Origin of the sequence: Halomonas saccharevitans, assembly GCF_032333995.1 — a bacterium.
In the GTDB taxonomy this organism is placed as follows: domain Bacteria; phylum Pseudomonadota; class Gammaproteobacteria; order Pseudomonadales; family Halomonadaceae; genus Halomonas; species Halomonas saccharevitans.
The window spans coordinates 1-25,485 of sequence record NZ_JAVXUR010000009.1; the positions used below are offsets into that span (position 1 = coordinate 1).

Genomic DNA, 25,485 nt, shown 5'->3' on the forward strand with positions numbered 1-25,485 from the left:
TACGCCGAGGTGCTCAAGAAATCCGTCGCCGGTCCGAGCACCCTTCAATAGCGTTGCACTTGGAACTTGAGACCGCCGAGGCTCCCTTTCGACAAGAGTGGTGGCGTGGTGGCCATACAGCGCCGCCTGCTGACTTCTAGCGCATACATAGGGCTGTCACCCCAGGCAAAGGCACTGCTCCACCTGATGCACGTCCATTGGAGCGCCAACCACCCCGTAGGCTACGGTGTCCGCGAGGCTGAACAGAAGATTCCCTGTTCTCGGCGCCTTGCTATGCGTGCCTTCAAGGAGCTTCAGAAAGCCGGATTCATCGTCATGGTGGAAGAAAGTCTGTTCTGCTCGCGCACTCAATCGAAAACGCGGACTTGGCGCTTGACCTGGATGCCGTGCTGGAGGAACCGCCCGCCGAGCAACGAGTGGGAAGTTCAGCACCATGCCTAAAATTTCTACGGGTGCATATTCGCTACCTGTGACCACCCTACAGGTAGCGTTTTTGCACCATAGAGAAGTTTTCAGTGTCACGCAGGTAGCGTTTTAGATACCCGTAGAGCTGTTTTCCATCTTCTACAGGTACCGATTCTGCACCACTCCTACATTAGCCACCCACTACCGCCATCTACACCAACCTCCACAGAGAAAGGAGACACGAACATCAGCTCATGCTTCCCACCGCTTACAGAATGGAGCAGGCCACTCGAGGGCCCTGTAAAGTGCTTTCCGTGGAGCACTTCAGATCGAAGCTGAAGGCAACAAGGCATGGTCTAAGGTTTGTGTTCCCGTTGGCCACCTCGTCATCCATTTTTCTCGTGATGAGAACCGCAGTGATGATGATGGCGAGCCCAATTATCCAGAACTCCATAGTCATAATGCCCTCCTTGGCTAACTCTTAGTGTATGTCGATAATCGTAGACGACTCTTAGACCCCCTCCACCTCGATACCATGCCGGGCGAGCCATCCCTTGCGCTGCTCATAGTCAGGCATGGATCGCTCCATCAGGCGCCAGAAGGCGGGAGTGTGGTGGGGCTCCATCAGATGGACCAGCTCGTGGACGACGACGTACTCGGCGATATGGCGCGGTAGCAGGATGGTCTTCCAGTGGAAGTAGACTCGGTTGCCTTTGCCACAGGAGCCCCAGCGATAGCCGAGGTCCTGCACGGTGACGCCAGCGGGCTCGACCTGCAGGCGTCTGGCGTGCTCCTTCACCTTGGTGGTGAGCCAGTCACTGGCGCGGTCGGTATACCAGCGGATGAAGTGTGCTCTGGCATCGGTTAGTGCGTCTTCGCGAAGCTGGAAGCGGCCGGCGACCAGCTTGAGTGGGGCCTCCTGATCATCTGATGCGATCCGCTTGAGTCGGTAGCTGCGCCCTAGGTAGAGGAATCCCTCGCCGTTGACGAACTCCTTGCGCGGCAGTCGCCGTTGGCTCTCGGCCTTCTGCGCTAGCTTCTGGTAGATCCAGTAGCGTTTCTCGGCCACGAAATCGTGCAGTAGCTGCTCATCAGTGCCCTTCGGGGCGGCGATGATCAGTTCCCCGTCACGGTCCACGGTAATCTCCAGCGTCTTGCGCCGGGCGCTCTCACGGACTTCGAGAGTCAAGTCGTCCACCACTAGCCGGTTCATGCGTTCACCAGCCTCTCGTGGTTGCTGCGGGCCAGGTCGAAGAGACGATGCGCGAGGGCTTCAACCTCGGGAATCGGCACCAGGTTTTTGGTGAACAGCTCTTCGAATAGCCGCCCCTTCAGCGCCTCCTGGTCGGCGACATGAGAGGGCTTCCAGAAGTCGGGAATGGCGATCTCCTGTTGGACAAGGCCGACCACCTCCTCGGTCGCCTCTAGCAGTTTCTTGGCGGTATCAGCATCCACCTGATCGGCCTCCAGGCCGCTGCTGGCCACCAGCTCGCGCCAGAAGGGCTCAGCGTGGGCCGGCATGTCGGGGATCGCCTCGCCCCCCACGTTGGCGCCGTCTCGCAGCTGCTGGATTAGCTCTCTGAGCGCTTCGACCTGTTCATCCCACTGGCCATCGAGCTTCTGGAGCAGTTCTTCCAGGCGCTCACTAAGACGACTGTACTTCACCGGGTCTTCGTCCAGGTGCTTTCGTACATGGGAGCGGATGGCATGCTCCATTTCGGAGGCCTTGGCCCGTTCGCCCACCTGGCGGTCCATGTGCTCATCGAAGTCGGCATCGGTGAGCTGTATCGGCGGGATGCGCGGGTCGATCCCCAGCGAAATTACATAGTCGTCGATGAGCTTTCGCACCTTGCTGCCGGTGTCCTTGCCCAGGTTGAGGGGATCCTTATAGCGATTGCGGGCCAGGGCGTGGATGTAGGCGAGCTGCTTGGCGTCGTTGACGAATTCCAGCCCCTCCGGGCGGGGCAGTACATCATCCAGGGTCTGGTTGAATTCCTTGAGCTTGACCACGAACTCGGCTCGCAGTCGCTCGTCGGCCAGCACCTTCACCGCCTCTTCGCTGTCGGCCAGGCTGTCTATCCCCTGGCTACGCAGCACGTCGATGACCCGCAAATGGCGGTCACGCAGCAGTGGAATCTCGTCCTTGAGGCTTCGTAGCGCGCCGTCGATGTCTTCCTCGCTGTAAGCGGCCAGCGCCTCCTTGAGGTGGTTGGCCACGCCGAAGTAGTCCACCACCATGCCGTGCGTCTTGCCGTGTCCGGTGCGGTTCACGCGCGCGATGGCCTGCAGTAGCTCTGCCTCGCGGATCGAGCGATCCAGGTACATCACGCCCTCGATGGGGGCATCGAAGCCGGTGAGCAGCATCGACTTGACGATGAGAAAGGCCAGCGGGTCGGCCTTCTGCGGATCTTCATGAGTGAGCGGCTTCTTGAAGCGCTTGATATGGCTCTCGACGGCACCGCGATCACTCCACTTGGCCCAGGCAGAATCATCATTATTGCCGCTGCTGAACACCACGGCGAACTCCAGCTGCTGCAGCACATCGCGATAGCGCCAGGCCTGAATGGCGGCCTTGACCCGCGGCGGGCGCGTCAGCAGCTGGGTATCATCGAGCGCCTTGTCTTCGGGAGAAAGCGCCTCGGCTTCCGCGAGCAGCGCCGTCTTGGCTGACTCGAGGGCCTCGAAGTAACGGATGGCCGCTCGGCGGCTATAGGCCACCAGCTGCGCCTTGTAGCCATTGGGCAGGATGTGGGTGACGTAGTGGTGGAGGATGTCCTGCGCCTTCTCCTTGATGAGCTGCGGGGCTTCGAATATCTGCCCCTTGGTGGCGTACTTCTTCCTGATGGCCTCCAGCTCGTCCTTGGTGTGCTCGCGGAACAGGTCCTCGAAGAGGCCATCGAGGCTGGCGCCCTCCTTAATGGCTCCCTTGGCGGTGCGGCCTTCATAGAGGATCGGCACCGTGGCACCATCCTGCTCCGCTTCCTTAATGGTGTAGCGGTCGATGTACTCGCCGAAGATGTCGTGGGTGCGTTTCTTGTCACCCATGATGATGGGCGTGCCGGTGAAACCGATGCGGGCGGCGTTGGGTAGGGCGCGGAGCATGTTGGCGTGCAGGTCGCCAGCCTGGGTGCGATGCGCTTCGTCCACCAGGATCAGGATGTCCTCACTGGTGTTGAGCACCTCGAAAGGCGCACTCAGGCTCGGCTTCTTCGGCGTCTTGTCCTGGCGATCAGGCTCGGCTGCATCGCGCCGGCCGCTGTCCAGTTCATGCTCCTTGCCGTGATACTCGTCTGTCGTTGTCTCTTCGCGCTTGCCGGCGGGTTCGTCGGTATCTGGGTCGCGGTATTTCTGGATAGTGCCAAAGACCAGGCCAGGACCTTCCCGCGCCAGCAGCTTCTTCAGGCTTGCGGTGTGGCTCGCCTTCTCGACGCTTTCGCCGGTCAATTCTGCGGTGGCCGACAGCTGGGCCTGGAGGTCCTTGCGGTCGGTGATGACCACTACCTTGAAGCGACGCAGTTCGGGATCGGTACGCAGCTTGCGTACCAGGAATACCATGGAGAGGCTCTTGCCGCTGCCCTGAGTATGCCAGACGATGCCGCCACGACGATCGGCCTCGCCGTCCTCGTGGCGCGTCTTGCCGGTTTTCAGCCGTTCGATGGCGCGTGTCACGCCGCGAAACTGCGGGTAGCGGCAGACCAGCTTGATGTCCTGGCCGCCAGGGTTCATGAACAGGGTGTAGTGACGCACGATGTCGAGCAGGTTGGCCTGGGTGAGCATGCCGGCCACCAGGCGTTGCTGTGCCGAGAGATCCGCCACGCCCAGATCGATGGCCAGCTCGGCTTCCCTTCTCGGGGCCACGGTCTTCCAGCTCAGGTAGTGGGAGAAGCCGGCACCGATGGTGCCGACGCGGGCCTCATCGAAGTTGCTGGCCACCAGGAACTGGCTGGTCGCGAATAGAGCCGGGGCGCCCTCATGCTCTTCCACCTCGAAATCCAGATGGCGCTGGTCATGGTAGCGACGCAGCTGATCCACCGCCTCGGGTATGCCCTCGGGCACGGTGCGGCTCTTGCACTCCACCACCACCAGCGGGATGCCGTTGACGAATAACACCAGGTCAGGGATCACATGGCCCTTGGCCGAGTCGTGGCCCGGTGGGCACTTCACCTTGAACTGGTTGACCACCGTGAAGGTGTTGTTGGTCGGCGTGTCCCAATCGATGAACCGCAGTGTCTGGCCGCGGCCCCCGTCCCAGCCCTCCAGGCCTTCGACGGTCAGGCCACCGATCAGCAGCTCGGTGGCCAGCTTGTTGGCCTCCATGACCTTGCTGGCCGGCAGGCGCGTGATGGCTGATACCGCCTGATCCAGGCGCTTTTCGTCCAGCCAGGGCTCGCCATGGTGTAGGTTGATGTCGCGGAGCCGCTCGCGCAGGATCGGCTCCATCACGACCTGAGCGAAGCTCTCGCGATGAGTCACCGCCGGGTCATCCAGTGAACCGGTGATGTACTCCCAACCCTGACCAACCAGCTGGTCGATGAAGGGCTTCTCGACGTCCGTGTACTCGGGACCTGCCATACCGTGATTCCCTAATTACCTGATCATGGCCTTCAGCCGGGGCCGGAAAGCGTTTACGAAGTGGTTGAGCTGCTGTGCCAGCCAGTTCCGGCAGTCGTCATCCGTCGCAAACTCACTGAGTCGAGCGTAGCTGGCGAACCCTGGGCGGTCGGGGTCGTGTTGCTGGCGCTCGTTAGTGCCGTGAGGCAACTCTCCGAGAATTTGCTCCCGCTCTTCATTGAGGGCATCGAGTACCTGCGGGATTTCCGATTTCTTGCCGGTAAGAAAAACGCCACAGCCCCCTTCGCCCATAGAGCGGAAGGCCGTGATCCAGATGCCGGGGTAGGGCAGTGGCACGCGGATGTGGTTGCGGTGCCGGTAGAGCGGTGATTCCTGCTCCGGGTCATCGAAGCTGATGCGGGCGAGGGGTTCCCACCAGGCACGCTCGTTGGCTACCGCGACGGACTCGCCACCACGCTCAGTTTCGCCTTCGTCGCTGATGTCGCGCAGCGAGCCGCTGTCACCTGATTGAACATGAACGAATGTGCGCTCGATGGTCTCCGTCTTGGCAACGACACGAGGCTGTACCACCAGGCCTTGCTCACCAAACTCGTAGAGCGCCACCTCTACCAGCCCAAAGCTGAAGCCGAGGGCAGCATTGCGAGTGACCAGCTCGGCCATGCCACTGAGGCCTTCGCGGATACCGTCGCCGGCGATTAGCAGGAGGAAGCGCCCTTCACGTAGGGCTCTGGCCGTGGCGTCCACGAAGGCGGCTTCATCCAGGTCCGGTTGTAGCTCGCGGGCGGCCTCGAACGGCACATTGCCTTTGAGTCCGGTTGCTGAGGCGACCTGCCGTTGCAGGTCGGCGTAGCTCCAGCGTGAAACGGCTCGGGCATAGTCGAGAATCTGGGCAATCACCTTGCGCCGGGCTTCCGGATTTCGCCAAAGCTTGCATTCCACTAGCGTCAGCCGCCCCGTAGGACTGATGAAGGCCGCATCCACCGGCCCGGCTTCGGTCTGTAGCTCGGTGCAGAGGGGGACCAGGGGCGCGAAGGAGGGATCGACTTCTTCGATCGGCAGCAGGTCGGGGTGCCCGGCGAGAAGATCGCGAAGCCAGGCCTCGTTGCGCCCATCGGTGAAACCCAGCGGCGCCCGCCGAGCGGTGGTGAAGGCGCCGTTCTCGTCCTGTTTGAGAAAGATATTTCCGTAGGTTGGCATCGGCTCTTCCGCGTCTGTTACTGACTAGACAGCTCTTTGGCTTTTTCAGCCAACTCAGCCTGATGAGCCACCATGTCCTCGATCAGTGTCCGACGTACCTCGTCGTCCAGCAGGCCTACGGCAGCAGTATTGAATGAGTCAAAATTGATGATCTTCTCGGCATCGCCTGCCTTCGGGTTGAAGTAGTAACAGGCCAGCCAGTCGGCATCTTTATCAGCAACAGCATTGCCTGTGCCCCATTTCTCTCGGAAGGTGTCTCTCAAGCTCTGGGCTGCGATAACAGCGCCAGACTCATCTTCCACCCTGAGGCCATAATGAACGGCATGGTAGAGGTTGGTGTACAGGTAGATCGCTTTTCCATCGAGCTGGCAGACGGGGAACTTGAGCCTAATATGCTTGTTACTGCGGTTTTTGGAGTAGTAGTCCTTTGACATGGACGCGATAGTGGAGGCGTTGTAGACGGTCGGTGTGACGCCAAATTCATCCGTCAGGGCGTCGCTCAGCTCTTTCCAGAACACTTCCTGAACCGAGGCCTTGGCCTTGGGCAGGGACTTCTCGACCTCCAGGGCTTCCTGGAAACGCTCCATGTCACCTTTCAACTCGCCAGCTACCAAATCGTTCATCGTTCCTCCCTTCCCTGTCAGGTTACGAATCAGTTGTAGATACTGCTGGATGGCATGCGCCAGTTCCGGCTTGTGCTGGCTTTGATCGATGCATTTCTGCAGCCAGCCTGTGATGTGATGCGCGAACGACAGGCAGACCACGTCGTCTTCGCTCAATTCCTTGAGGCTCATGGTCGATGGCCGCTTTCCACCCAGGGTCAGGTACGCCAGGGTGACGGTCTTCTGGCCCTCCGCACGACGTTGCAGCTCGTGATAATAGTCATGCAGCTGGGCCTTCTGGTCTGCCGCATCGACCTTGAGCTCGACCCCGATAATGTCGGTCGGTGACTCGATCACCATATCGACTCGGCGCTTTTCCTCTGTGGGCAGCTCACGGCGCACCCGAAAGTGTTGCCCGCCTTGGCTTGAGATGCCCAGCACCCCATCGAGGAACAGGTCCAGGAAAGCGCTTCCTTCGCCGTGACGGCCTCGTGGGTTCAGTAGCTCATGCAGAAAGCGTGAGTGGGTTTCGGCTTCGTCACGATGCACCTTGAGAATGGAGAAGATATTGAAGCGCTCTCCCTTCTGGTTCGCTCGTTCGCGAGCCTGGCCGACCACGTCCATGAGGTCATCGCTTATCAGCGTGTCATCAAGCATCTGTTTCTCCCTTTATCCAGGCGTGTGAACGCCTTGCAAGCTCCGTTGCACTGGTCTGCAAGACTGACTCCAGATCTATCGAGTCCAAGTGTTGCTGCGCATGATCGTGAGTAATGATGGTGGCCCCGGTGGCCTCCAGTTCCTTCAAGGCAGACAAGGCCTCTTCTCGTCGTTCAGATTCGAGCCGAAAGGGCAGGGTCACGGCGATGAGCGGCTCCAGCCCTCGCTGGATGGCCTCATTGGCCACGATGCTCAAGGCGCCTGTGCCCGCGCCACCGCCCAACCCTGCCATCAGCACGACCTTCCCGCTGTCAGGAAGACGCGCCCTGATGTCTGAAAGCGACTCCTCGGCGGCCAGGCGTCCCCGAGCCGGTGACGATGCACCCTTGCCGCCGCAGCACTGTGGGCCAATAACCAGCTGCTGACCTGGTGGCAGTGAGGCCAGAGGCTCCTGATCGGTATTGATGGCCAGGAAAACACCGCCCACTAGCCTCTGTGCTTGCCAGGCTAGCTGAAGGCCTGCGCCACCGATCCCGATGACTGTACATTCACTCATCCTTGACTCCCTCTAGGCGTGTAGGGGGCAGCACCACCTTCAGCCGAGTCGCTGTGGTTAGGTGCCGCCCACAAGCAAGCGCTGGCAACACTCAGGCCGTCTGGGCCTCGCTCTCGGCAGTGTCTGGTGCCTCATCATCCGCACCCGCCAATGACTTCTTGCCCATGGCCTTTTCGATGATCTCGAGCAGGCGGCTCTTGCGCTGCTGGTAGAAGGTATTGAAGTCATCGGCGCGCAGGGCGTCTGAGGGGATGCGGTGACCTTCGAGGATGGTGTTCATCGCGTCGTCGCCAAGCTGAACCTGCTTGTGATCCTGAAGGCGGGCCAGGTACTCAGACGGCGCATCACCCCCGATCATGCGGTTGGTGCGGGCGGAGATCGGTGTCTTGTTGATGATGGCGTCGTAGACGCGATAGGACAGCCCCTGAGCCTCGCACCAGGCACGCGGGAAGATGTGGTGAATATCGAGCGCGACGCCTTGTTGGTCGAGCGCCTGAATGTCGCCCTTCCAGAAGAAGTCGTTGGCCCCTTCGCGCAGGATCAGCACGTTGATGCCCTTGTAGGCGGCGCTGTTGCGGCTGCGCAGGGTCTCGAGACGCGAGGGGTCGAAGGAGGCATCGATCACGGTGCGCGGCAGCTCGGTGTCGTGCTTGAACCAGCGCATCAGCTCTTCCAGGTCCAGGGCGATGCGGGTCTCCACGGCGCCGCCGTAGAGTTCACCCAGCACACCGCTCCAGAACCAACGAGTGAGCTTGGCGTGGATGCGCGGCTCGCGCCAGCGATCGCCCAGCAGGGTCATTACCGCGGCCAGTGGCACCAGCTGGGTGGCGTAGGGCATCTCGCGGCGGCTGTAGAAGCATTCCCCCTTCAGGAAGTAGGCCGCCTCGATGAAGCCCTTCTCCACGGCGTCGGCCCAGCGCTGGTATGCCTCGAGAGGCAGATCGAGCACCGAGGCTCGCTTGGCGCTGACCGGCCGTACCTGTTTGCCAGTCTTGCCGGCTGCGAGATCCTCCTGCTTGCGTTCATGGGTATGCAGCAGGGTGATGGCCTGGAGCAAGTCAGTGCTCTCCACATCCGCCAGCAGCTCGTGGTTCTCGAAGCGGGCCTTGCGCGAGGGCACCTTGCGGATGTCGGAGCCGAACCAGTCGTCGCGCAGGTTGTAGCCCTCGGCGGCGTAGCTTGCAGTGATCAGCTCGAACACCGAGAGCTGGACGCCGCCGGTATTGACCTTCTCGAACACCAGGCAGACCGCTTCCTTGGAGGTCTCCTTCTTCAGCTCGATCACCGGCAGCTGATAGGCGGAGAAGGCGCCGAGGATCTTCTTCTGGAAGTCCAGGAACTCCCCCATGGCGCCCTGGTTGTAACGGAACAGATCCTGCAGCCAATCGGAGGGATCGAGGATCTTGTCGCAGGGGAAGAGCAGCTGCTCGCATTCGAGCTGGCGGGTGGAGAGGTCGAGATCCACTTCACGGCCGAAGTTCTTGTGAGTCTGGCGGTTCTCGTCCACCGCCACCACGGCATCCTCCAGGTGGTCTTCGCCTTCCAGTGCCATGCGAATATCGAAGTAGTAGTGGCGCCGGATCTTCTTGCCCTTGGCGGTGCGGGTATCCACCGGGGCATCCAGACCGACCGCCTGGGTCAGGCTGGTGAGGCGTTGCTGGCCGTCGAGGATCAGGTGGTCCGGGTCCTTGGTCACGGTGTTCGGGTCGATGCCCTCTACCGGGCGCGTCTGGAAGCGCACCTCTCCGCCGGTTTCCATCAGCATCACCGCCCCCACGGGGAAGGAGCGGGCGATGCTGACCAGCAGGCTCTTGACGTGATCGTCGTCCCAGACCCAGCCGCGCTGGAAGTCGGGCAGCTGGATCTTGCCGGTGGTGATGTCCTTGAGCAGCTCGGGGAGCGAGCGCTTGGTGCTGTCGAAGGTGGTCATGGCAGTTCCCTTTGCGATGTGATCCTGGTGTTGTGATGTTGTTGTAAGTGCCCCGGTCTATGCCGGGGTAGTGGCCTGGGCCTGGTCGAGCAGCGGGGTGACGCGGACGCGGCCGGTCAGGAGGTCGTCCATTAGGCCTGATTTTTGTTTTGTTAATTTTTTTAGTTGGCGCGCTTCCGAAGATCGCCTTCTTTCATGCTCTGCAATGGTTTTCGATATGGCAATGAATTCATGCTCAGCTTTAGGACACGCCACAGGGATATGGAGAAGTTGCTGGCGACTAATCCCAGGGATTGCTCCACCTTCTGCAATTTTGTTGATCATGTTCTCATGTAATGAAAAAAAAGCGCGCCAGAAACCTTTCTCAGCTTCCGTGAATACGAATGCCATCAGCTGTCTGCTTATACATGCATCAGTTGATGCTATAGCTGTTTTTCCACAGCCAGATCCTTTTACCGTTACTAGAAGATCGCCCATTGAACACATAGCTTGCGGAAACTCAGTATAACTGCTTATAACAGTCTCTCCTGAATAAAAGTCAGCGGGCCCTGTAAAGTATGGAACTCCCCTTCCATCTCTATTACTAAGCTCGCCTGGTATATGCTGCCCAGAAATCAACTGACCGAAGTCTTTCAGCTGGCCGTATTGCCACTCCTTCGGAATCAACCCCAGCGGTGACTCCTTGTAGAGCTCCGGGGCCTGCTCGGGACTGGGGCGCAGCTGGCCTTTCTCGTCGATGCCGCGGGTCAACAGGTCGTTGAGTAGCCCCTCCTTGACCTTCTCCAGCTTGCTGATCAGCGCCTCGGTCTTCTGGATCTGGGTGTCGAGGTGGCGGCCAATGGACGAGATAACCTCCTGCTCCTCTTTTGGAGGTATCCGTATTGATGTTTGTAGCAGAGCCGAATTTGCGAAGTTAACTTGAGACTCAGCCATGCCGGTCGTTCTATGGTCTAAGTGCTTCTGCGGGGCTCGCGTAGACAGTAAGCCGGCAAGCACATCAGGAAGGCATATATCGGACTTAACCCGGAGGCCGATCATTTTTCCTGAAACAATCAGCTGGGGAATTGTTTTGTCCACATAGGCTACTACGCCAACCCTGTGTCTAGGGCCTGCCTTAGTGACAATTATATCGCCAGCCTTGACCTCAAGTTCTCCTTGGTCCCAGTGATTTTCAGGAAGAACTTTGTGGGCCATTTCATTCCAACCACTCCATGTTACGGAAGTGGTTTTTAGGACACCCCACTCGTGTTCACTTTGGATGTTCCGTTCTTCGCACGTAGGGCTAGGGCCGCTAAACGACCTCTCCACTAGCTCACCGAGCTGTACTGACTCCCAATCCTCACACATACCCCAGCCCCCCTAGATACTGCTGCAACTCCTTGGCAGCGGCATCGCGCTCTACCTCAATGTCGGTCAGCGTCACTCGGTACTTGTCCCACCAGGTCTCGAAGGCGGCGATCACCTGCTGGCGCTGTTGGCGGATATAACGCTCGAGAATGCCCTTAAGATCGTTGTGCAGAATGTCACCCACCAGTTCGGCGGCGGCGGGTTCGTCTAGGGTGTCCACGGCTTGGTTCAGGCGTGACTCGAAGTTCGCTACCTTGGCCTTGTGCGCTTTGCGCACCTGGGTGCGTTCCTTCTTCCAGGCCTTGATCTGCTCCGGCGTCGGGGCGTCGTCGTCCTCGTCGCTCTGGGCTTCCGCCTCGTCGCTGTCGTCGCTCTCCGGTTTGGCCTCGGCGGCCTTGATCCGGGCGTCCAGCTCCGCCTTGCGGGCGGCCAGTTCCTCCAGCTCGGCGACGTAGTCTTCGAGCAGGAAGTGGACCAGGCGGTGATCCAGCGGGTTGGCCTTGCTCTGCTCGTCTTCCAGCAGGCTCACGATGGAGGTGCGCCAGGCGTCTACTACGCCCAGGCAGCCGCGGGCCTGCAGGGTGCGGAATTCGTTCTTGTTGTCGAACCAGAAGCCGGCGATGATGCCGCGCACCGCGAAGCGGTCGAGCATGGCCAGCGGTTCGAGGGCCGCGGTGAAGCTGCCCAGCAGTTCGTCGCGTAGCTGGGTCAGGCGGCCCCCATTGCCGGAGAGGGTGGTGATGCTGGCGCCGTGGTCGGCCCACCAGGCCTCGAAGGCGGCCATCACGCGGGCTTCTTTGGTGGTGAGGCCGGCATCCTGCTCGATGGCGGGCTTGAGGTCGCGCTTCTCTCCAAGCCGCTCGGCGAAGTCCACGTAGGCGTTGTCGGGCTTTTCATAAGAGCCGCGTGAGGTAAACAGCCCCATGGGGTCGAGGCCCTGGGCATCGAACAGCGCCCGCTTGGCGTCGATCTCGGCCACCGGCACGCCGCCCTTGAGGTGGGCACGCACGTCCTGAGGCTCCGGCGGCGGAGTGTTGTCGGCGTAGCGACGGATGTTGAGGTTGTAGTCGTTCTCGCGCAGCTCCTCGAGGGGCACGGCGCGAGCGAAGCCGGGGACCTCCGTGAAGGATTCGAAGGTGCTGGCGATCTTCTCGATATGCTCCGGCAGCAGGTGGTTCTGGGCGCGGCCCTCGTGGTATTCGCGGTCGGCATTGATGAACAGCACCTGGCCCTGGCGCTCGGCGGGCTTGGCGCCCTTAGCACGCAGTACCAGGATGCTGGCCGGGATGCCGGTGCCGTAGAAGAGGTTCGGCGCCAGGCCGATCACCGCCTCCACCAGGTCGTCTTCCAGCAGGCCGGCGCGGATGCGCTTCTCGTCGCCGCCGCGGAACAGCACGCCGTGGGGCATGACGGTGGCCAGCATGCCATCGGCCTTGAGGCTCGCGACCATGTGCTGCAGGAACATCAGGTCGGCCTTCTTGGCGCCCTCCGGCACGCTGCCGTAGTGGAAGCGCTCCGGGAACTGCTGGCTCGGGGTGAAGCCGATGGAGAAGGGCGGGTTGGTGAGGATGCGATCGAAGCGCCTCAGCTCGCCGCCCTCGACATGCTGCGGGTCGGTCAGGGTGTCGTCGTTGCGCAGATCGGCGCTGCTGATGCCGTGGAGCAGCATGTTCATCTTGGCGATGGCCCACACCGAGCCGGAGGCCTCCTGGCCGAACACCGAGAGCCGGCGCGGGTCGCCGCCTTGCTCTTCCAGGTATTCCTTGGCGTGGATCAGCATACCGCCCGAGCCCATGCAGGGGTCGTAGACACTGTGGCCTTCATCGGGCGCCATCAGCCGCACCATCATGCGGACCACCGGGCGCGGGGTGTAGAACTCGCCACCTTTCTTGCCGGCGGAATCGGCGAAGTCGCGGATCAGGTACTCGTAGGCGGCACCCAGCAGGTCGGGGAACTCGAAGTCCTCGTTGCGTAGCCGGTATTCGCTGAAGTGGACGATCAAATCGCGCAGCTTCTTGTCCGGCAGGGTGGTGGAGCCCACCTTACGGGTGAAGTCGATGTGCTCGAGCACCCCGGCGAGGCTGGGGTTGTGCTCTTCCAAACCGGCCAGCGCCTTGTTCAGCGCATTGCCAACGCCCTGGTGGGCTTCCTTGAGCAGGTACGACCAGCGCGCCTGTTCCGGCACGTAGAAGGTGGCCTTGTACCAGCTCGTCATCTCGATGACGTGAGCGATGTCTACCTCGCTCTTGCCGGCCTGGCGCAGTTGCTCGCGGACTTCTTCCTGACGCTCCTCGAAGACATCCGAGCAGCGCTTCAGGAACAGCATGCCGAAGATGTATTCCTTGAACTCCGAGGCGTCCATGCGGCCACGCAGGATGTCGGCCGCCTTGAACAGGTGCCGTTCCAGCTGGTTGAGGGTAAGGATCATGTACTGCGGTTCCCTGTGTGCGATGAGCCGACCGCATCATGCAGCCGTAGTGATATGCCTCCATCTCATCAAACTTGAGCAGGGAAGGCCATGGCTGATTGTGGGTAGCCCTGCTGTAGCTGAAGGCGGCGGTACACGATGGACAGAAAACGGACAAACCGGACGGGGCGGACAGCCGGTTCGGGACTGGCCGGTACCTGGCTCAGCCGGATGCCGACAGCTGCTACCTATTTGCTACCTAGGAAGCACGCAACGAAAAACGGCCACCGCTCTGCTGAGCTAAGTAGCCGTTTTATAAAATTTTTCTGGTGCCGATGAGTGGGTTCGAACCACCGACCTGCGCATGACGAATGCGCCGACATCGTGACAGTGCTGATGTGGTGGCGCTTTGCAGAGGGGAGTGGCGATGCTCACCAGGGCTTTGGCGTTGTGTCAGTTCCGTCAGTGCTCCATCTGGCGGCGGTGCTGCTGCCGTTCAAGCAGAGTCGTACCTCAACAACGAAGCCCCTCCGCCAGCGAAAGTGAGTTAGCAATAATGAGTAAGCAATAGTAAGTATTTGGAGACGAGGTGAGAGGCTACTGAGCCTTGATTCGGATGTCAGAGGCTGGTGTGAGCAAGCGATAACAAGTATTTCGCAGTTGTGATGGTAGGTGACGGCGGCTGCGGTAGGGGGCTGCAGCTATGAGGGGCTAGAGGAGGTGATGGCGGCCAACACCCCGTGCCCCAAAGTGATTCTGCCGAGTGTCACCTATATGTCACCTAGTGCTGACGCCAACGAAAAACGGCCACTGCTCGGATGAGCTAAGTGGCCGTTTTTACTGAATTCTTTGGTCGGAGTAGCAGGATTCGAACCTACGACCTCTGCCTCCCGAAGGCAGCGCTCTACCAAGCTGAGCTATACTCCGATGTCCACCGTAACTGCTGGCGACGGATCGGCATTATACGCAAACCGCGCCGGGGTGCAAGCCCCCGCGGCGGCTTTGTGCGATGCCCGTCGTTCAGCTCTGGCGATCCACCGCCAGTCGGGCAAGGTGGGCCATGCTGTCTCGGTAGGGGCTGTCGGGCAGGGCGTCGAGCTGTGCCAGCGCCTTGTCGGCCATCTCCTCGGCGCGAGCCCGGGTGTACTCCAGCGCGCCGGTGTCGTGCACGATCGCCAGCACCTCATCCAGGTGGTCGAGGCCGCCCTGGCGAATCGCACGCCGGATCAGCGTGCGCTGCTCCGGCGTGCCGGTCGCCATGGCCTGGATCAGCGGTAGGGTCGGCTTGCCCTCGGCCAGGTCGTCGCCGACGTTCTTGCCCATGGCCTCGGCGTCGCCCTGGTAGTCGAGCAGGTCGTCGATCAGCTGGAAGGCCAGGCCCAAGTAGCGGCCGTAATGCTGCAGGGCGACCTCCTGCTCCGGGGTGGCGTCGGCGAGGATGGCGCCGCTGTGGGAGGCCGCCTCGAAGAGCATGGCGGTCTTGCCCTGGATCGTCTCGAAGTAGGCGGCCTCGTTGGTGTCGGGGTTGCCGACGTTGGTCAGCTGCTGTACCTCGCCCTCGGCGATGGTGCAGGTGGCCTGGGAGAGCACCTCCATGATGCGCATGGAGCCGACCTCGACCATCATCTGGAACGAGCGCGAATAGAGGAAGTCACCCACCAGTACCGAGGGGGCGTTGCCCCAGGAGTCGTTAGCCGTGGCCTTGCCGCGCCGCATGTGCGATTCGTCGACCACGTCGTCGTGCAGCAGGGTTGAGGTGTGCATGAACTCGACCAGGGTGGCGAGCGTCACGTGCCGGTCGCCCGCGTAGCCCAGCGAGCGCGCCGCCAGCAGCACCAGCAGCGGGCGCAGCCGTTTGCCCCCACTCTCGATGATGTACTGGCCGATGGTCTCCACCAGCGGGATGCGCGAAGCGAGCTGGTCCAGGATGGTCCGGTTCACGGCGGCGAAGTCGTCGGCAACGACCGCATGAAGCGACGAGTTGGCGGTGGCGCTGGGCGACTGGGGCGGGGCGTTGGCTGGCATGGAGGCGGTATCGACGAGTAGGTGGGGCCGGGGCGAGATAGCCCTGGTGGCCTTGGGTTGCCGGTCATGCTATGGGCCCCCCATGGGGGCGTCAAGGCGCGGCGGCGGCGGGGCCTGAGCGGGCCGCGGCGGCGTTTAGAGGCGCGCGCGGTGCGGGTTGTGTGCGATCTCGCGCGCGGTTATAATCCGCGGCCCCACTCATCATGCTCCCTGTCAGATGGCTGCCAAGAGCGGCGCCACTCGCAGCAGGTCGATGAAGAGCCAACACCCGATGAGTCCTGGAGAGTAAAGCATGTACGCAGTGATCAAGAGCGGTGGCAAGCAGTACCGCGTTCAGGAAGGCCAGACTCTCAAGCTCGAGAAGCTGGAAGTGCCGACCGGCGACACCATCGAGTTCGATGAGGTCCTGCTGGTGGGCAACGACGAGGACGTCACGATCGGCGCTCCGCTGGTCGAGGGCGCCAAGGTGGCGGCCGAGATCGTGTCTCACGGCCGTGGTGACAAGGTGACCATCATCAAGTTCCGTCGCCGTAAGCACAGCATGAAGCGTCAGGGCCACCGTCAGTGGTTCACTGAAGTCAAGATCACCGGGATCTCCGCGTAAGCGGCTGACCCCCTGAACGAGCGAGGTATTTGCAATGGCTCATAAGAAGGCAGCGGGCTCCACACGTAACGGTCGCGATTCCGAATCCAAACGCCTTGGCGTGAAGCTCTTCGGCGGCCAGGTCGTCAACCCGGGCAACATCATCGTGCGCCAGCGTGGCACCAAGTTCCACGCCGGCACCGGCGTCGGTATCGGCAAGGACCATACCCTGTTCGCCCTGGACGAAGGCGTGGTCAAGTTCGAGACCAAGGGCCCGAAGAACCGCAAGTTCGTCAGTATCGTCTCTGCCTGAGACCACCGGCACTTGCAGCGAGAAGGCCCCGCCCAGGCGGGGCCTTCTTGTATCATGGCGGCACAGGCCGCCTGGAGAGTGACAGATGCAGTTCGTCGACGAAGCCTCGATCATCGTGGAAGCCGGCAATGGCGGCAATGGTTGCCTGAGCTTCCGCCGCGAGAAGTACGTCCCCAAGGGTGGCCCCGACGGGGGCGATGGCGGTCATGGCGGCAACGTCTACCTGATCGGTGACGATGCCCTCAATACCCTCATCGACTTCAAGTACCAGCGCTTCTACAAGGCGCAGAACGGTCAGCCCGGCCGGGGTCGGCAGATGAGCGGGCGCGCCGGCGAGGACCTGCACGTCAAGGTGCCGGTGGGCACCACGGTGATCGACGAGGATACCCTCGAGGTGATCGCCGACGTCACCGAGATCGGCCAGGTGGTGATGGTGGCCCAGGCGGGACGCCGCGGGCTCGGCAACATCCACTTCAAGTCCTCCACCAATCGCGCGCCGCGGCGGACCACGCCGGGCACCGAGGGGGAGCGGCGCAACCTGCGCCTGGAGATGAAGGTGATGGCCGACGTGGGCCTGTTGGGTCTACCCAATGCCGGCAAGTCGACGCTGATCCGCTCGGTGTCGGCGGCCAAGCCCAAGGTCGCCAACTACCCCTTCACCACCCTGGTGCCCAACCTCGGCGTGGTGAAGCTCGGCCTGCACGAGCACTTCGTGATGGCCGACGTGCCTGGCCTGATCGAGGGCGCCTCCGGCGGCGCTGGCCTCGGGCTGCGTTTCCTCAAGCACCTGACCCGCACCCGGCTGCTCTTCCACGTAGTGGACGTCGCGCCGTTCGACGAGTCTGACCCGGTGCAGGCCGCCGAGGCGATCATCCACGAGCTGGGCGAGTTCTCGCCGGCGCTGGCCGAGCTGCCGCGCTGGCTGGTGCTCAACAAGCTCGACCTGCTGCCGGTCGAGGAGCGCGAGGCGACGGTCGACGAGATCGTGCGCCGGCTCGGCTGGCAGGGTCCGGTGTTTCGTATCTCGGCGATCGGAAGCGACGGTACCGATGTCCTGGTGCAGACCGCCTACCGCTGGCTCACCGAGCAGCGCCGGCTGGAGCACGAGGACGAGGAGGCCGCCGAGCGGGTTCGCGAGATGCGCTCGCGCATGGAGGAAGAGGCCGTGGCGCGCACCGAGGCCCGCCTGGGTCGCAAGCGCCCGCACGTTGACGATGACGACGACTTCGATGACGACGACGATCACGACGTCGAGATCGAATACGCTCCCTGAGGCAGCATGCAGGCCGAGCGCCTGTCGACGGTGAACCGAGGGTCGGATGGAAGACAACGAGCAGGTGATCGGTCGCGAGGCGCTAAAGCGCGCCCGCCGGGTGGTGGTGAAGATCGGCAGCGCGCTGCTGACCAACGACGGTCGCGGCCTCGATGAGGCAGCCATTGGCGGCTGGGTCGACCAGATCGCCGAGCTCCACCGCCGCGGCATCGAGGTGGTGCTGGTCTCCTCAGGAGCCGTGGCGGCCGGCATGGTGCGCCTGGGCTGGCAGGTGCGCCCCTCGGCGGTCCATGAACTGCAGGCCGCGGCGGCGGTGGGGCAGAACGGCCTCACCGAGTGCTATGAAGGCCACTTCGCGCGCCACGACCTGCTGACCGCCCAGGTGCTGCTGACCCACGACGACCTCTCCAACCGCAAGCGCTACCTCAACGCCCGCTCGGCGCTGCGCACCCTGGTCGGCCTGCGGGTGGTGCCGGTGGTCAACGAGAACGACACCGTGGTCACCGACGAGATCCGCTTCGGCGACAACGACACCCTCGGTGCCCTGGTCGCCAACCTGCTCGAGGCCGATGCCCTGGTGATCCTCACCGATCAGGAGGGGCTGTTTGATGCCGATCCGCGCAGCAACCCCGCGGCGACGCTGATCGCCGAGGGGCGCGCCGACGATCCGAGCCTGGCCGCGGTGGCCGGCGGCGGTGGCGCGCTGGGGCGCGGCGGCATGGCTACCAAGGTGCGGGCCGCTCGGCTGGCGGCCCGTTCCGGGGCGGTCACGGCGATCGCCAGCGGGCGCCAGCCGGCGGTGCTCACGCGGCTGGCCGAGGGCGAGCGGCTGGGTACCCTGCTGCTGCCGGAGCAGGCGCCGATGGCGGCGCGCAAGCGCTGGCTGGCGGGGCAGCTGCAGGTGCGCGGCAGTCTGATCCTGGATGCCGGGGCGGTGAAGGTGCTCAAGGGCAGCGGCTCCAGCCTGCTGGCGGTGGGCGTGACCGGCGTCAGCGGCGAGTTTCGCCGCGGCGACATGGTGCTCTGCGTCGATGAGCACGGTCAGCGCGTGGCCAAGGGGCTGGTCAACTACGGCGTCGATGAGGCCCGCCTGCTGGTCGGCAAGCCGAGCCACCAGATCGAGGCCATCCTCGGCTACATGGAAGCGCCGGAGCTGATCCACCGCGACAACCTGGTGGTGCTCTAGGCCGCTTCAGGGCGCCGCCGGGTGATCCGGCGCTCCGCTCGGGCCGCGCGCGGTGCGGGCTGGTGGCGCCCGGGCTGCCGGTGTTCAGGGCTGGCAAGCCCTGGGGGCGCGTGATAGGATACGCCATCCTCTCAGACACGGCCCGTAGACGATGGCGCTCACTCGCGCCGTCGGGAAAGATGGCCAGGCCGGCGGGGATTTTTTTATTTCCCTGTTGGATCAAAACGTTATCAAATGCCACCCGTAGTTGGTGGCAACAACTTTCTCCAAGGAGACAGTCAGTGGCTAACAGCAAGCAAGCCCGCAAGCGTGCCCGTCAGGCAGAAGGTCGTCGTGTACTGAAGGCGAGCCAGCGCAGCATGGTTCGTACCTACGTCAAGCGCGTCATCAAGGCCATCCAGAGCGGTGACCACGCCGAGGCGATGGGTGCCTTCAAGGCGGCGCAGCCGGTCATCGACCGCATCGCCGACAAGGACGTGATGTCCAAGCGCAAGGCTGCTCGCATGAAGAGCCGCCTGAACAAGCGCGTCAAGGCTCTCGCGGCGTAAGCCAGCCGAGCGCCAGCAGAAAAACCGGCTGCGGCCGGTTTTTTTGTGTCCGCTATTCTTGCCGAGCGCGCCGCACGAGGAGCAGACGGTGATGGATCACGAGCAGCCCCCTGAGTCCAGGGACGACAAGCCCACCGCGCCCGACGCTGCGCCAGTGGTCGCAGACGACGATCGTGCCGTGGCGCCCAAGGCGGGCGGCCTGATGCGCTCCGGCCTGGTGGTCAGCGTGATGACCATGCTTTCGCGGGTCATGGGACTGGTGCGCGATGTGGTGATCGCGACCCTCTTCGGGGCCGGCGACGGCGCCGATGCCTTCTTCGTTGCCTTCAAGATCCCCAACTTCCTGCGCCGGCTGTTCGCCGAGGGTGCCTTCAACCAGGCCTTTGTGCCGGTGCTCTCGGAGGTCGCCACCCGGGGCAGCAAGCGTGAGGTGAAGGAGCTGCTCGATGCAGTGGCCGGCAGCCTCACGGCGGTGCTGGCGCTGATCACGGCGCTGGCGATGCTGGCGGCCCCCTGGCTGGTGTGGGCCTTTGCGCCGGGTTTCGGTCGCGACCCGGAAAAGCTGGCGCTGACCGCCGACATGCTGCGCCTGACCTTTCCCTACCTGCTGCTGATCTCGCTGACTGCCTTCGCCGGCAGCACGCTCAATACCTGGAACCGCTTCGCCGTGCCGGCCTTCACGCCGGTGCTGCTCAACCTGTCGCTGATCGGGGCCGCGCTACTGCTGACGCCGCTGTTCGCCGAGCCGGCCATGGCGCTGGCCTGGGGTGTGCTGATCGCCGGCGGCGCCCAGCTGGCCTTCCAGGTGCCGTTTCTGGCGCGACTGGGGCTGCTGCCGCGGCCCTGGCCCGACTTCGCCCACAGCGGGGTGCGGCGCATCCTCCGGCTGATGGCGCCGGCGCTGTTCGGGGTCTCGGTGTCGCAGATCAACCTGCTGCTCGACACCGTGCTGGCCTCGCTGCTGGCCGCGGGCAGCGTCTCCTGGCTCTACTACTCCGATCGCCTGGTGGAGCTGCCGCTGGGGGTGTTTGGCATTGCCATCGGCACGGTGATCCTGCCGGCGCTCTCGCGGCGCCACGCCGAACAGTCCGGCGAGCACTTCGCGGCGATGCTCGACTGGGCGCTGCGCACCGTGCTGCTGCTCGGCCTGCCCGCCGCCGTGGCGCTATCCGTGCTGGCCGAGCCGCTGTTGATCTCGCTGTTCCACTACGGCGCCATGACCGAACGCGACATCACCATGGCCGCCATGAGCCTGCGCGCCTATGCCGTCGGGCTGGTGGCGTTCATGCTGATCAAGGTGCTGGCGCCTGGCTTCTTCGCCCGCCAGGACACCAAGACGCCGGTCAAGGTCGGCATCATCGCCATGGTCGCCAACATGGTCTTCAACCTGATCCTGATCTGGCCGCTGGCCCACGCCGGCCTGGCGCTGGCCACGGCGCTCTCGGCCTTCCTCAACGCCGGGCTGCTCGGCTGGCTGCTCAGCAAGCAGGGCGTGCTGGTCTTCCAGCCGGGCTGGGGGCGCTACGCCGTGCAGCTGCTCGGCGGCTGCGCGGTGATGGGGGGCGGGCTCTGGTGGCTCGCACCGGACTGGCAGGCCTGGCTTGCGTGGAGCGTCTGGATGCGCGCCGCCTGGATGGCGGGGCTGGTGGCGGCCGGCGCGACGGTCTACTTCGCCTGGCTGGCGGCCTTCGGCCTGCGGCTTCGCCACTTCCGGATGCGGGGGTAACGGGCCGCGTTCGGCGCCGCCACGAGGTCGCGGGGAAAGACCAAGCCGCGCCGGCTGTCAAGGGGCCCTCGGTCCGTTATAATCGAACACTTTATTTCCCAGCGTGATGACGCCCATGCGAGTGATTCGAGGTCTGCACAACCTGCGCGACGAGGATCGCGGCTGCGTGGCCACCATCGGCAACTTCGATGGCGTGCACCGCGGGCATCAGGCGATCCTCGAGCAGTGTCGCGAGCAGGCCGCCCGGCTCGGCCTGCCGGTGACCGTGGTGGTCTTCGAGCCCCAGCCGCGCGAGTTCTTCGCCGGCGGCCAGGCGCCGCCCCGGCTGACCCGTCTGCGCGACAAGGTGGCGCTGCTCGGCGAGTGCGGCGTCGATCGCATCCTCTGCCTGCCCTTCAACGATGCCCTGCGCAGCCTCACCGCCGGTGAATTCATCGACCGCGTGATGATCGACGGGCTCGGCGTGCGCCACCTGGTGGTGGGGGATGATTTCCGCTTTGGCTGCGATCGGCGCGGCGACTTCCACCTGCTGACCGAGGTGGGGCTGGAGAGGGGCTTCGGCGTCGAGCACACCCGCACCTTCACCAGCGCCGACGAGCGCGTCTCCAGCACCCGGGTGCGCACCCTGCTGGCCAGCGGCAACTTCGCCGCCGCCGCGCGCCTGCTGGGCCGTCCCTACCGGCTGGGCGGCCGGGTGGTGCCGGACCGTCAGCTCGGCCGCACCATCGGCGTGCCCACCGCCAACCTGCCACAGCCGACCCACTCGCTGGCCCTGCAGGGCGTCTATGCGGTGGTGACCGAGCTGCCCGACGGTCGCCGATTGAACGGCGTGGCCAATATCGGCTGGCGTCCCACGGTGGGAAGCACTCGGCCGGTGCTCGAGGTGCACCTGTTCGACTTCGATGGCGACCTCTACGGCGAGCGCCTGACGGTGCTGCCCTGCGCCAAGCTGCGCGGCGAGGTGAAGTTCGCGCACTTCGAGGCGCTGAAGGCGCAGATCCGCAGCGATCTGGCGCGGGCTCGGGACTATTTTCAACGGCACCCCGCCGCCGGTGCGGACGGTCTACAGCACCCCGCTTCCGGTGCCGATGTTCGACAGCACCCCGCTGACGGTTTGGACGGTCTACAGCACCCCGGTGCCGGTTTGGCGGCCGACGCGTCCTCGAATGGCGCAGTGGGCGATACGCACGACGATTCTCTTCCTCTGGCATCGGCGCCGCTGGCGCGCGAGGCCGTGACTTCCGATTCCTCGGCGGGTGAGCCCGCCGACCACGACGACGGCTGACCCCCAGGATATGAGCGACTACAAGCACACTCTGAACCTGCCAGAAACCGACTTCCCCATGCGCGGCATGCTGCCCAAGCGCGAACCCGCCCGGGTGGAACAGTGGAAGGAGATGGATCTCTACCATCGCCTGCGCGAGGAGCGCCAGGGCAGGGAACTCTTCGTGCTCCACGATGGCCCTCCCTACGCCAACGGCAGCATTCACCTGGGGCATGCGCTCAACAAGATCCTCAAGGACATCATCGTCAAGTCGAAGAACCTGGCCGGCTTCGATGCTCCCTACGTGCCCGGCTGGGACTGCCACGGCCTGCCCATCGAGCACAAGGTCGAGACCACTCACGGCAAGCATCTCGAGCCCGAGCAGGCCCGCGCGCTGTGCCGCGAGTACGCCGCCGAGCAGATCGAGGATCAGCGCGCGGGCTTCATCCGCCTGGGCGTGATCGGCGACTGGGACAACCCCTATCGCTCCATGGACTTCGTCAACGAGGCGGGCGAGATCAGGGCGCTGGCCGACATGGTCGAGGCGGGCTACGTCTTCAAGGGCCTGAAGCCGGTCAACTGGTGCTTCGACTGCGGCTCGGCACTCGCCGAGGCCGAGGTGGAGTATCAGGACAAGAAGTCCGACGCCATCGACGTGGCCTTCCCGATCGAGGACGCCGACCGCCTGGCCGCCACCTTCGGCCTGGAGACGCTGCCCAAGGCCGCGGCCGTGGTCATCTGGACCACCACCCCCTGGACCATTCCCGCCAACCAGGCGCTGAACATGCACCCGGACTTCACCTACGCCCTGGTGGATACCGGCGAGCGGCTGCTGGTGCTGGCCGAGGAGCTGGTCGAGTCATGCCTGTCGCGCTACGGCCTCGAAGGTGAGGTGATCGCCACGGCCAAGGGCGAGGCCTTCGACGGCATCCGCTTTCGTCACCCCTTCTATGACCGCCTGTCGCCGGTCTACCTGGCCGACTACGTGGAGTCCGAAGTGGGCAGCACCGGCATCGTCCACTCGGCCCCGGCCTATGGCGTCGACGACTTCGTCACCTGCCGCGCCCACGGCATGAGCTTCGACGAGATCGAGAGCCCGGTGCAGGGCAACGGCGTCTACGCCGATGACCTGCCGTTCTTCGGTGGCCAGATGATCTGGAAGGCCAACCCGCAGATCGTCGCCAAGCTCGAGGAGGTCGGCGCGCTGATGGTCCATACGCCGATCACCCACAGCTACATGCACTGCTGGCGCCACAAGACGCCGGTGATCTATCGCGCCACCGCCCAGTGGTTCGTGGGCATGGACGTAAAGGGCAAGGACGGCCGCACCCTGCGCGAGCGGGCGCTGGACGGCATCGAGTCCACCGCCTTCACCCCCGCCTGGGGCAAGGCGCGCCTGCACAGCATGATCGCCAACCGCCCGGACTGGTGCATCTCGCGCCAGCGTAACTGGGGCGTGCCGATCCCCTTCTTCCTGCACAAGGCCACCGGCGAGCTGCACCCGCGCACCGTCGAGCTGATGGAAGAGGCCGCCAAGCGCGTCGAGGCCGAGGGCATCGACGCCTGGTTCCGCCTCGACCCCGCCGAGCTGCTGGGCGAGGAGGCCGCCGACTACGACAAGGTCACCGATACCCTGGACGTCTGGTTCGACTCCGGTACCACCCATCGCCACGTGCTGCGCGGCTCGCACCCCCACGGCCACGCCGAGGGGCCGATCGCCGATCTCTACCTCGAGGGCTCCGACCAGCACCGCGGCTGGTTCCACTCCTCGCTGCTCACCGGCGCCGCCATCGACGGCCACGCGCCGTACCGGCAGCTGCTGACCCACGGCTTCACCGTGGACGAGAAGGGCCGCAAGCAGTCCAAGTCGCTCGGCAACGTGGTGGCGCCACAGGCGGTGATGGACAAGCTCGGCGCCGACATCCTGCGCCTGTGGGTCGCCTCTACCGACTACTCCGGCGAGATGGCGGTCTCCGACGAGATCTTGAAGCGCACCGCCGACGTCTACCGGCGCATCCGCAACACCTCGCGCTTCCTGCTGGCCAACCTGAATGGCTTCGCGCCCGAGCGCGACGTGCTGCCCTTCGACGAGATGCTGGCCCTGGACCAGTGGGTGGTCGATCGCGCCGCCCAGCTGCAGGCGCGCATCGAGGTCGCCTATAAGGAATACCGCTTCCTCGACGTCTACCAGCAGGTGCACGGCTTCTGCGCCCGGGAGCTCGGCGGCTTCTATCTGGACGTGATCAAGGATCGCCAGTACACCACCCAGGCCGACTCCGTGGCCCGTCGCAGCGCCCAGACCGCGCTCTATCACGTGGTCGAGGCGCTGGTGCGCTGGGTGGCCCCGATCCTCTCCTTCACCGCCGAGGAGATCTACGAGAACATCCCCGGCAAGCGTGGCGACAGCGTGCTGCTCGAGGAGTATTACACCGGGCTCGACACCCTGGCGGACGACGCCGCCATGGGGCGCGACTTCTGGGAGCGGGTGCTCGAGGTCAAGCAGGCCGTCAACAAGTGCCTGGAAGACGCCCGCAACGCCAAGGCGATCAAGGGCAGCCTGGCCGCCGAGGTCACTCTGTACGTCGACGATGAGCTGCGCCAGACCCTGGCTAGGCTGGGCGACGAGCTGCGCTTCGTGATGCTGACCAGCGAAGTGCGCCTGGCGCCCCTGTCTAATAGCGAAAAGCCCGAAGCAAGCGAGGCGGCCGTGGCCACTGAGCTCGAAGGGCTGAAGGTGGCCGTGGCCGAGAGCGCTAACGGCAAGTGCGAGCGCTGCTGGCACCATCGCAAGGATGTGGGCGCTCATGCCGAGCACCCTGACCTGTGCGGGCGCTGCATCAGCAACCTGCCGGACGGTCCCGGCGAGACGCGCCGGTTTGCCTAAGGTCCATTCA

The 25,485-nt window shown here is 63.8% G+C and carries 17 protein-coding genes and 1 tRNA gene; 8 read left to right on the plus strand and 10 right to left on the minus strand.

All coding sequences use genetic code 11. From position 1 onward, the window contains the following. Positions 1–916: 916 nt before the first annotated feature. The 10 genes from RSO68_RS15685 to ispB form a co-directional block, all read right to left on the minus strand. Positions 917–1,618 (minus strand): M48 family metallopeptidase, encoded by a 702-nt coding sequence (locus tag RSO68_RS15685; protein WP_315587244.1) that lies wholly within the window; start codon positions 1,616–1,618, stop codon positions 917–919. Then, positions 1,615–4,977 (minus strand): type I restriction endonuclease subunit R, encoded by a 3,363-nt coding sequence (locus tag RSO68_RS15690; protein WP_315587245.1) that lies wholly within the window; start codon positions 4,975–4,977, stop codon positions 1,615–1,617. The genes RSO68_RS15685 and RSO68_RS15690 overlap by 4 nt, the downstream gene beginning before the upstream one ends. A gap of 15 nt (positions 4,978–4,992) precedes the next feature. After that, positions 4,993–6,174, minus strand: coding sequence for a hypothetical protein (locus RSO68_RS15695; RefSeq protein WP_315587246.1), 1,182 nt, complete (start codon positions 6,172–6,174; stop codon positions 4,993–4,995). A 17-nt stretch (positions 6,175–6,191) separates the two neighbouring features. After that, entirely contained in the window at positions 6,192–7,433 is a 1,242-nt protein-coding gene (locus RSO68_RS15700; protein ID WP_315587247.1) for a PDDEXK-like family protein, read from the minus strand. Further along, positions 7,426–7,989, minus strand: coding sequence for a hypothetical protein (locus RSO68_RS15705; RefSeq protein ID WP_315587248.1), 564 nt, complete (start codon positions 7,987–7,989; stop codon positions 7,426–7,428). Before RSO68_RS15705 ends, RSO68_RS15700 begins: the two co-directional genes overlap by 8 nt. A gap of 91 nt (positions 7,990–8,080) precedes the next feature. Beyond that, entirely contained in the window at positions 8,081–9,919 is a 1,839-nt protein-coding gene (locus RSO68_RS15710) for a GmrSD restriction endonuclease domain-containing protein (protein WP_315587249.1), read from the minus strand. Positions 9,920–9,976: 57 nt separating this feature from the next. After that, positions 9,977–11,266, minus strand: a complete 1,290-nt coding sequence (locus RSO68_RS15715) for a restriction endonuclease subunit S (protein WP_315587250.1) — start codon at positions 11,264–11,266, stop codon at positions 9,977–9,979. Continuing rightward, positions 11,259–13,694 (minus strand): type I restriction-modification system subunit M, encoded by a 2,436-nt coding sequence (locus RSO68_RS15720; RefSeq protein WP_315587251.1) that lies wholly within the window; start codon positions 13,692–13,694, stop codon positions 11,259–11,261. Before RSO68_RS15720 ends, RSO68_RS15715 begins: the two co-directional genes overlap by 8 nt. 829 nt (positions 13,695–14,523) lie before the next feature. After that, positions 14,524–14,600: transfer RNA gene (locus RSO68_RS15725), tRNA-Pro, on the minus strand. Between the two features lie 93 nt (positions 14,601–14,693). Next, complete coding sequence (gene ispB / locus RSO68_RS15730) at positions 14,694–15,698, minus strand: octaprenyl diphosphate synthase (RefSeq protein ID WP_315587252.1); 1,005 nt, start codon at positions 15,696–15,698, stop codon at positions 14,694–14,696. A 292-nt stretch (positions 15,699–15,990) separates the two neighbouring features. On the opposite strand from ispB, the gene rplU reads away from it, so the two are divergent. The 8 genes from rplU to ileS all read left to right on the plus strand — a co-directional run bounded on the left by rplU (position 15,991) and on the right by ileS (position 25,475). Beyond that, positions 15,991–16,302, plus strand: coding sequence for a 50S ribosomal protein L21 (gene rplU / locus RSO68_RS15735; protein WP_089848152.1), 312 nt, complete (start codon positions 15,991–15,993; stop codon positions 16,300–16,302). A 34-nt stretch (positions 16,303–16,336) separates the two neighbouring features. Then, a complete protein-coding gene (gene rpmA, locus RSO68_RS15740; protein ID WP_089714316.1) occupies positions 16,337–16,594 on the plus strand; it encodes a 50S ribosomal protein L27 in 258 nt (85 codons plus the stop codon). Positions 16,595–16,679: 85 nt separating this feature from the next. After that, positions 16,680–17,867: an Obg family GTPase CgtA gene (cgtA, locus tag RSO68_RS15745; protein WP_315587253.1), complete on the plus strand. Its 1,188-nt coding sequence runs from the start codon at positions 16,680–16,682 to the stop codon at positions 17,865–17,867. 46 nt (positions 17,868–17,913) lie between these two features. Further along, positions 17,914–19,053 carry a glutamate 5-kinase gene (gene proB, locus RSO68_RS15750; RefSeq protein ID WP_315587254.1) on the plus strand — a complete coding sequence of 380 codons (1,140 nt, stop codon included), beginning with the start codon at positions 17,914–17,916 and terminating at the stop codon, positions 19,051–19,053. Between the two features lie 281 nt (positions 19,054–19,334). Further along, positions 19,335–19,601: a 30S ribosomal protein S20 gene (gene rpsT, locus RSO68_RS15755; RefSeq protein WP_315587255.1), complete on the plus strand. Its 267-nt coding sequence runs from the start codon at positions 19,335–19,337 to the stop codon at positions 19,599–19,601. A gap of 202 nt (positions 19,602–19,803) precedes the next feature. Next, positions 19,804–21,327 carry a murein biosynthesis integral membrane protein MurJ gene (murJ, locus tag RSO68_RS15760; protein WP_315587269.1) on the plus strand — a complete coding sequence of 508 codons (1,524 nt, stop codon included), beginning with the start codon at positions 19,804–19,806 and terminating at the stop codon, positions 21,325–21,327. A 115-nt stretch (positions 21,328–21,442) separates the two neighbouring features. Beyond that, complete coding sequence (ribF, locus tag RSO68_RS15765; protein WP_315587256.1) at positions 21,443–22,612, plus strand: bifunctional riboflavin kinase/FAD synthetase; 1,170 nt, start codon at positions 21,443–21,445, stop codon at positions 22,610–22,612. 10 nt (positions 22,613–22,622) lie between these two features. Beyond that, a complete protein-coding gene (gene ileS / locus RSO68_RS15770; protein ID WP_315587257.1) occupies positions 22,623–25,475 on the plus strand; it encodes an isoleucine--tRNA ligase in 2,853 nt (950 codons plus the stop codon). Positions 25,476–25,485: the final 10 nt, after the last annotated feature.

Excerpts from the sequence above, each read along its gene's own strand:
- proB (WP_315587254.1), top strand. The coding sequence starts at position 17,914 with ATGGAAGACAACGAGCAGGTGATCGGTCGCGAGGCGCTAAAGCGCGCC.
- RSO68_RS15695 (WP_315587246.1), bottom strand. The coding sequence starts at position 6,174 with ATGCCAACCTACGGAAATATCTTTCTCAAACAGGACGAGAACGGCGCC.
- ileS (WP_315587257.1), top strand. The coding sequence starts at position 22,623 with ATGAGCGACTACAAGCACACTCTGAACCTGCCAGAAACCGACTTCCCC.
- ispB (WP_315587252.1), bottom strand. The coding sequence starts at position 15,698 with ATGCCAGCCAACGCCCCGCCCCAGTCGCCCAGCGCCACCGCCAACTCG.
- RSO68_RS15720 (WP_315587251.1), bottom strand. The coding sequence starts at position 13,694 with ATGATCCTTACCCTCAACCAGCTGGAACGGCACCTGTTCAAGGCGGCC.
- RSO68_RS15715 (WP_315587250.1), bottom strand. The coding sequence starts at position 11,266 with ATGTGTGAGGATTGGGAGTCAGTACAGCTCGGTGAGCTAGTGGAGAGG.
- RSO68_RS15690 (WP_315587245.1), bottom strand. The coding sequence starts at position 4,977 with ATGGCAGGTCCCGAGTACACGGACGTCGAGAAGCCCTTCATCGACCAG.
- RSO68_RS15685 (WP_315587244.1), bottom strand. The coding sequence starts at position 1,618 with ATGAACCGGCTAGTGGTGGACGACTTGACTCTCGAAGTCCGTGAGAGC.
- rplU (WP_089848152.1), top strand. The coding sequence starts at position 15,991 with ATGTACGCAGTGATCAAGAGCGGTGGCAAGCAGTACCGCGTTCAGGAA.
- ribF (WP_315587256.1), top strand. The coding sequence starts at position 21,443 with ATGCGAGTGATTCGAGGTCTGCACAACCTGCGCGACGAGGATCGCGGC.
- rpmA (WP_089714316.1), top strand. The coding sequence starts at position 16,337 with ATGGCTCATAAGAAGGCAGCGGGCTCCACACGTAACGGTCGCGATTCC.
- RSO68_RS15705 (WP_315587248.1), bottom strand. The coding sequence starts at position 7,989 with ATGAGTGAATGTACAGTCATCGGGATCGGTGGCGCAGGCCTTCAGCTA.
- RSO68_RS15710 (WP_315587249.1), bottom strand. The coding sequence starts at position 9,919 with ATGACCACCTTCGACAGCACCAAGCGCTCGCTCCCCGAGCTGCTCAAG.
- cgtA (WP_315587253.1), top strand. The coding sequence starts at position 16,680 with ATGCAGTTCGTCGACGAAGCCTCGATCATCGTGGAAGCCGGCAATGGC.
- murJ (WP_315587269.1), top strand. The coding sequence starts at position 19,804 with ATGCGCTCCGGCCTGGTGGTCAGCGTGATGACCATGCTTTCGCGGGTC.
- RSO68_RS15700 (WP_315587247.1), bottom strand. The coding sequence starts at position 7,433 with ATGCTTGATGACACGCTGATAAGCGATGACCTCATGGACGTGGTCGGC.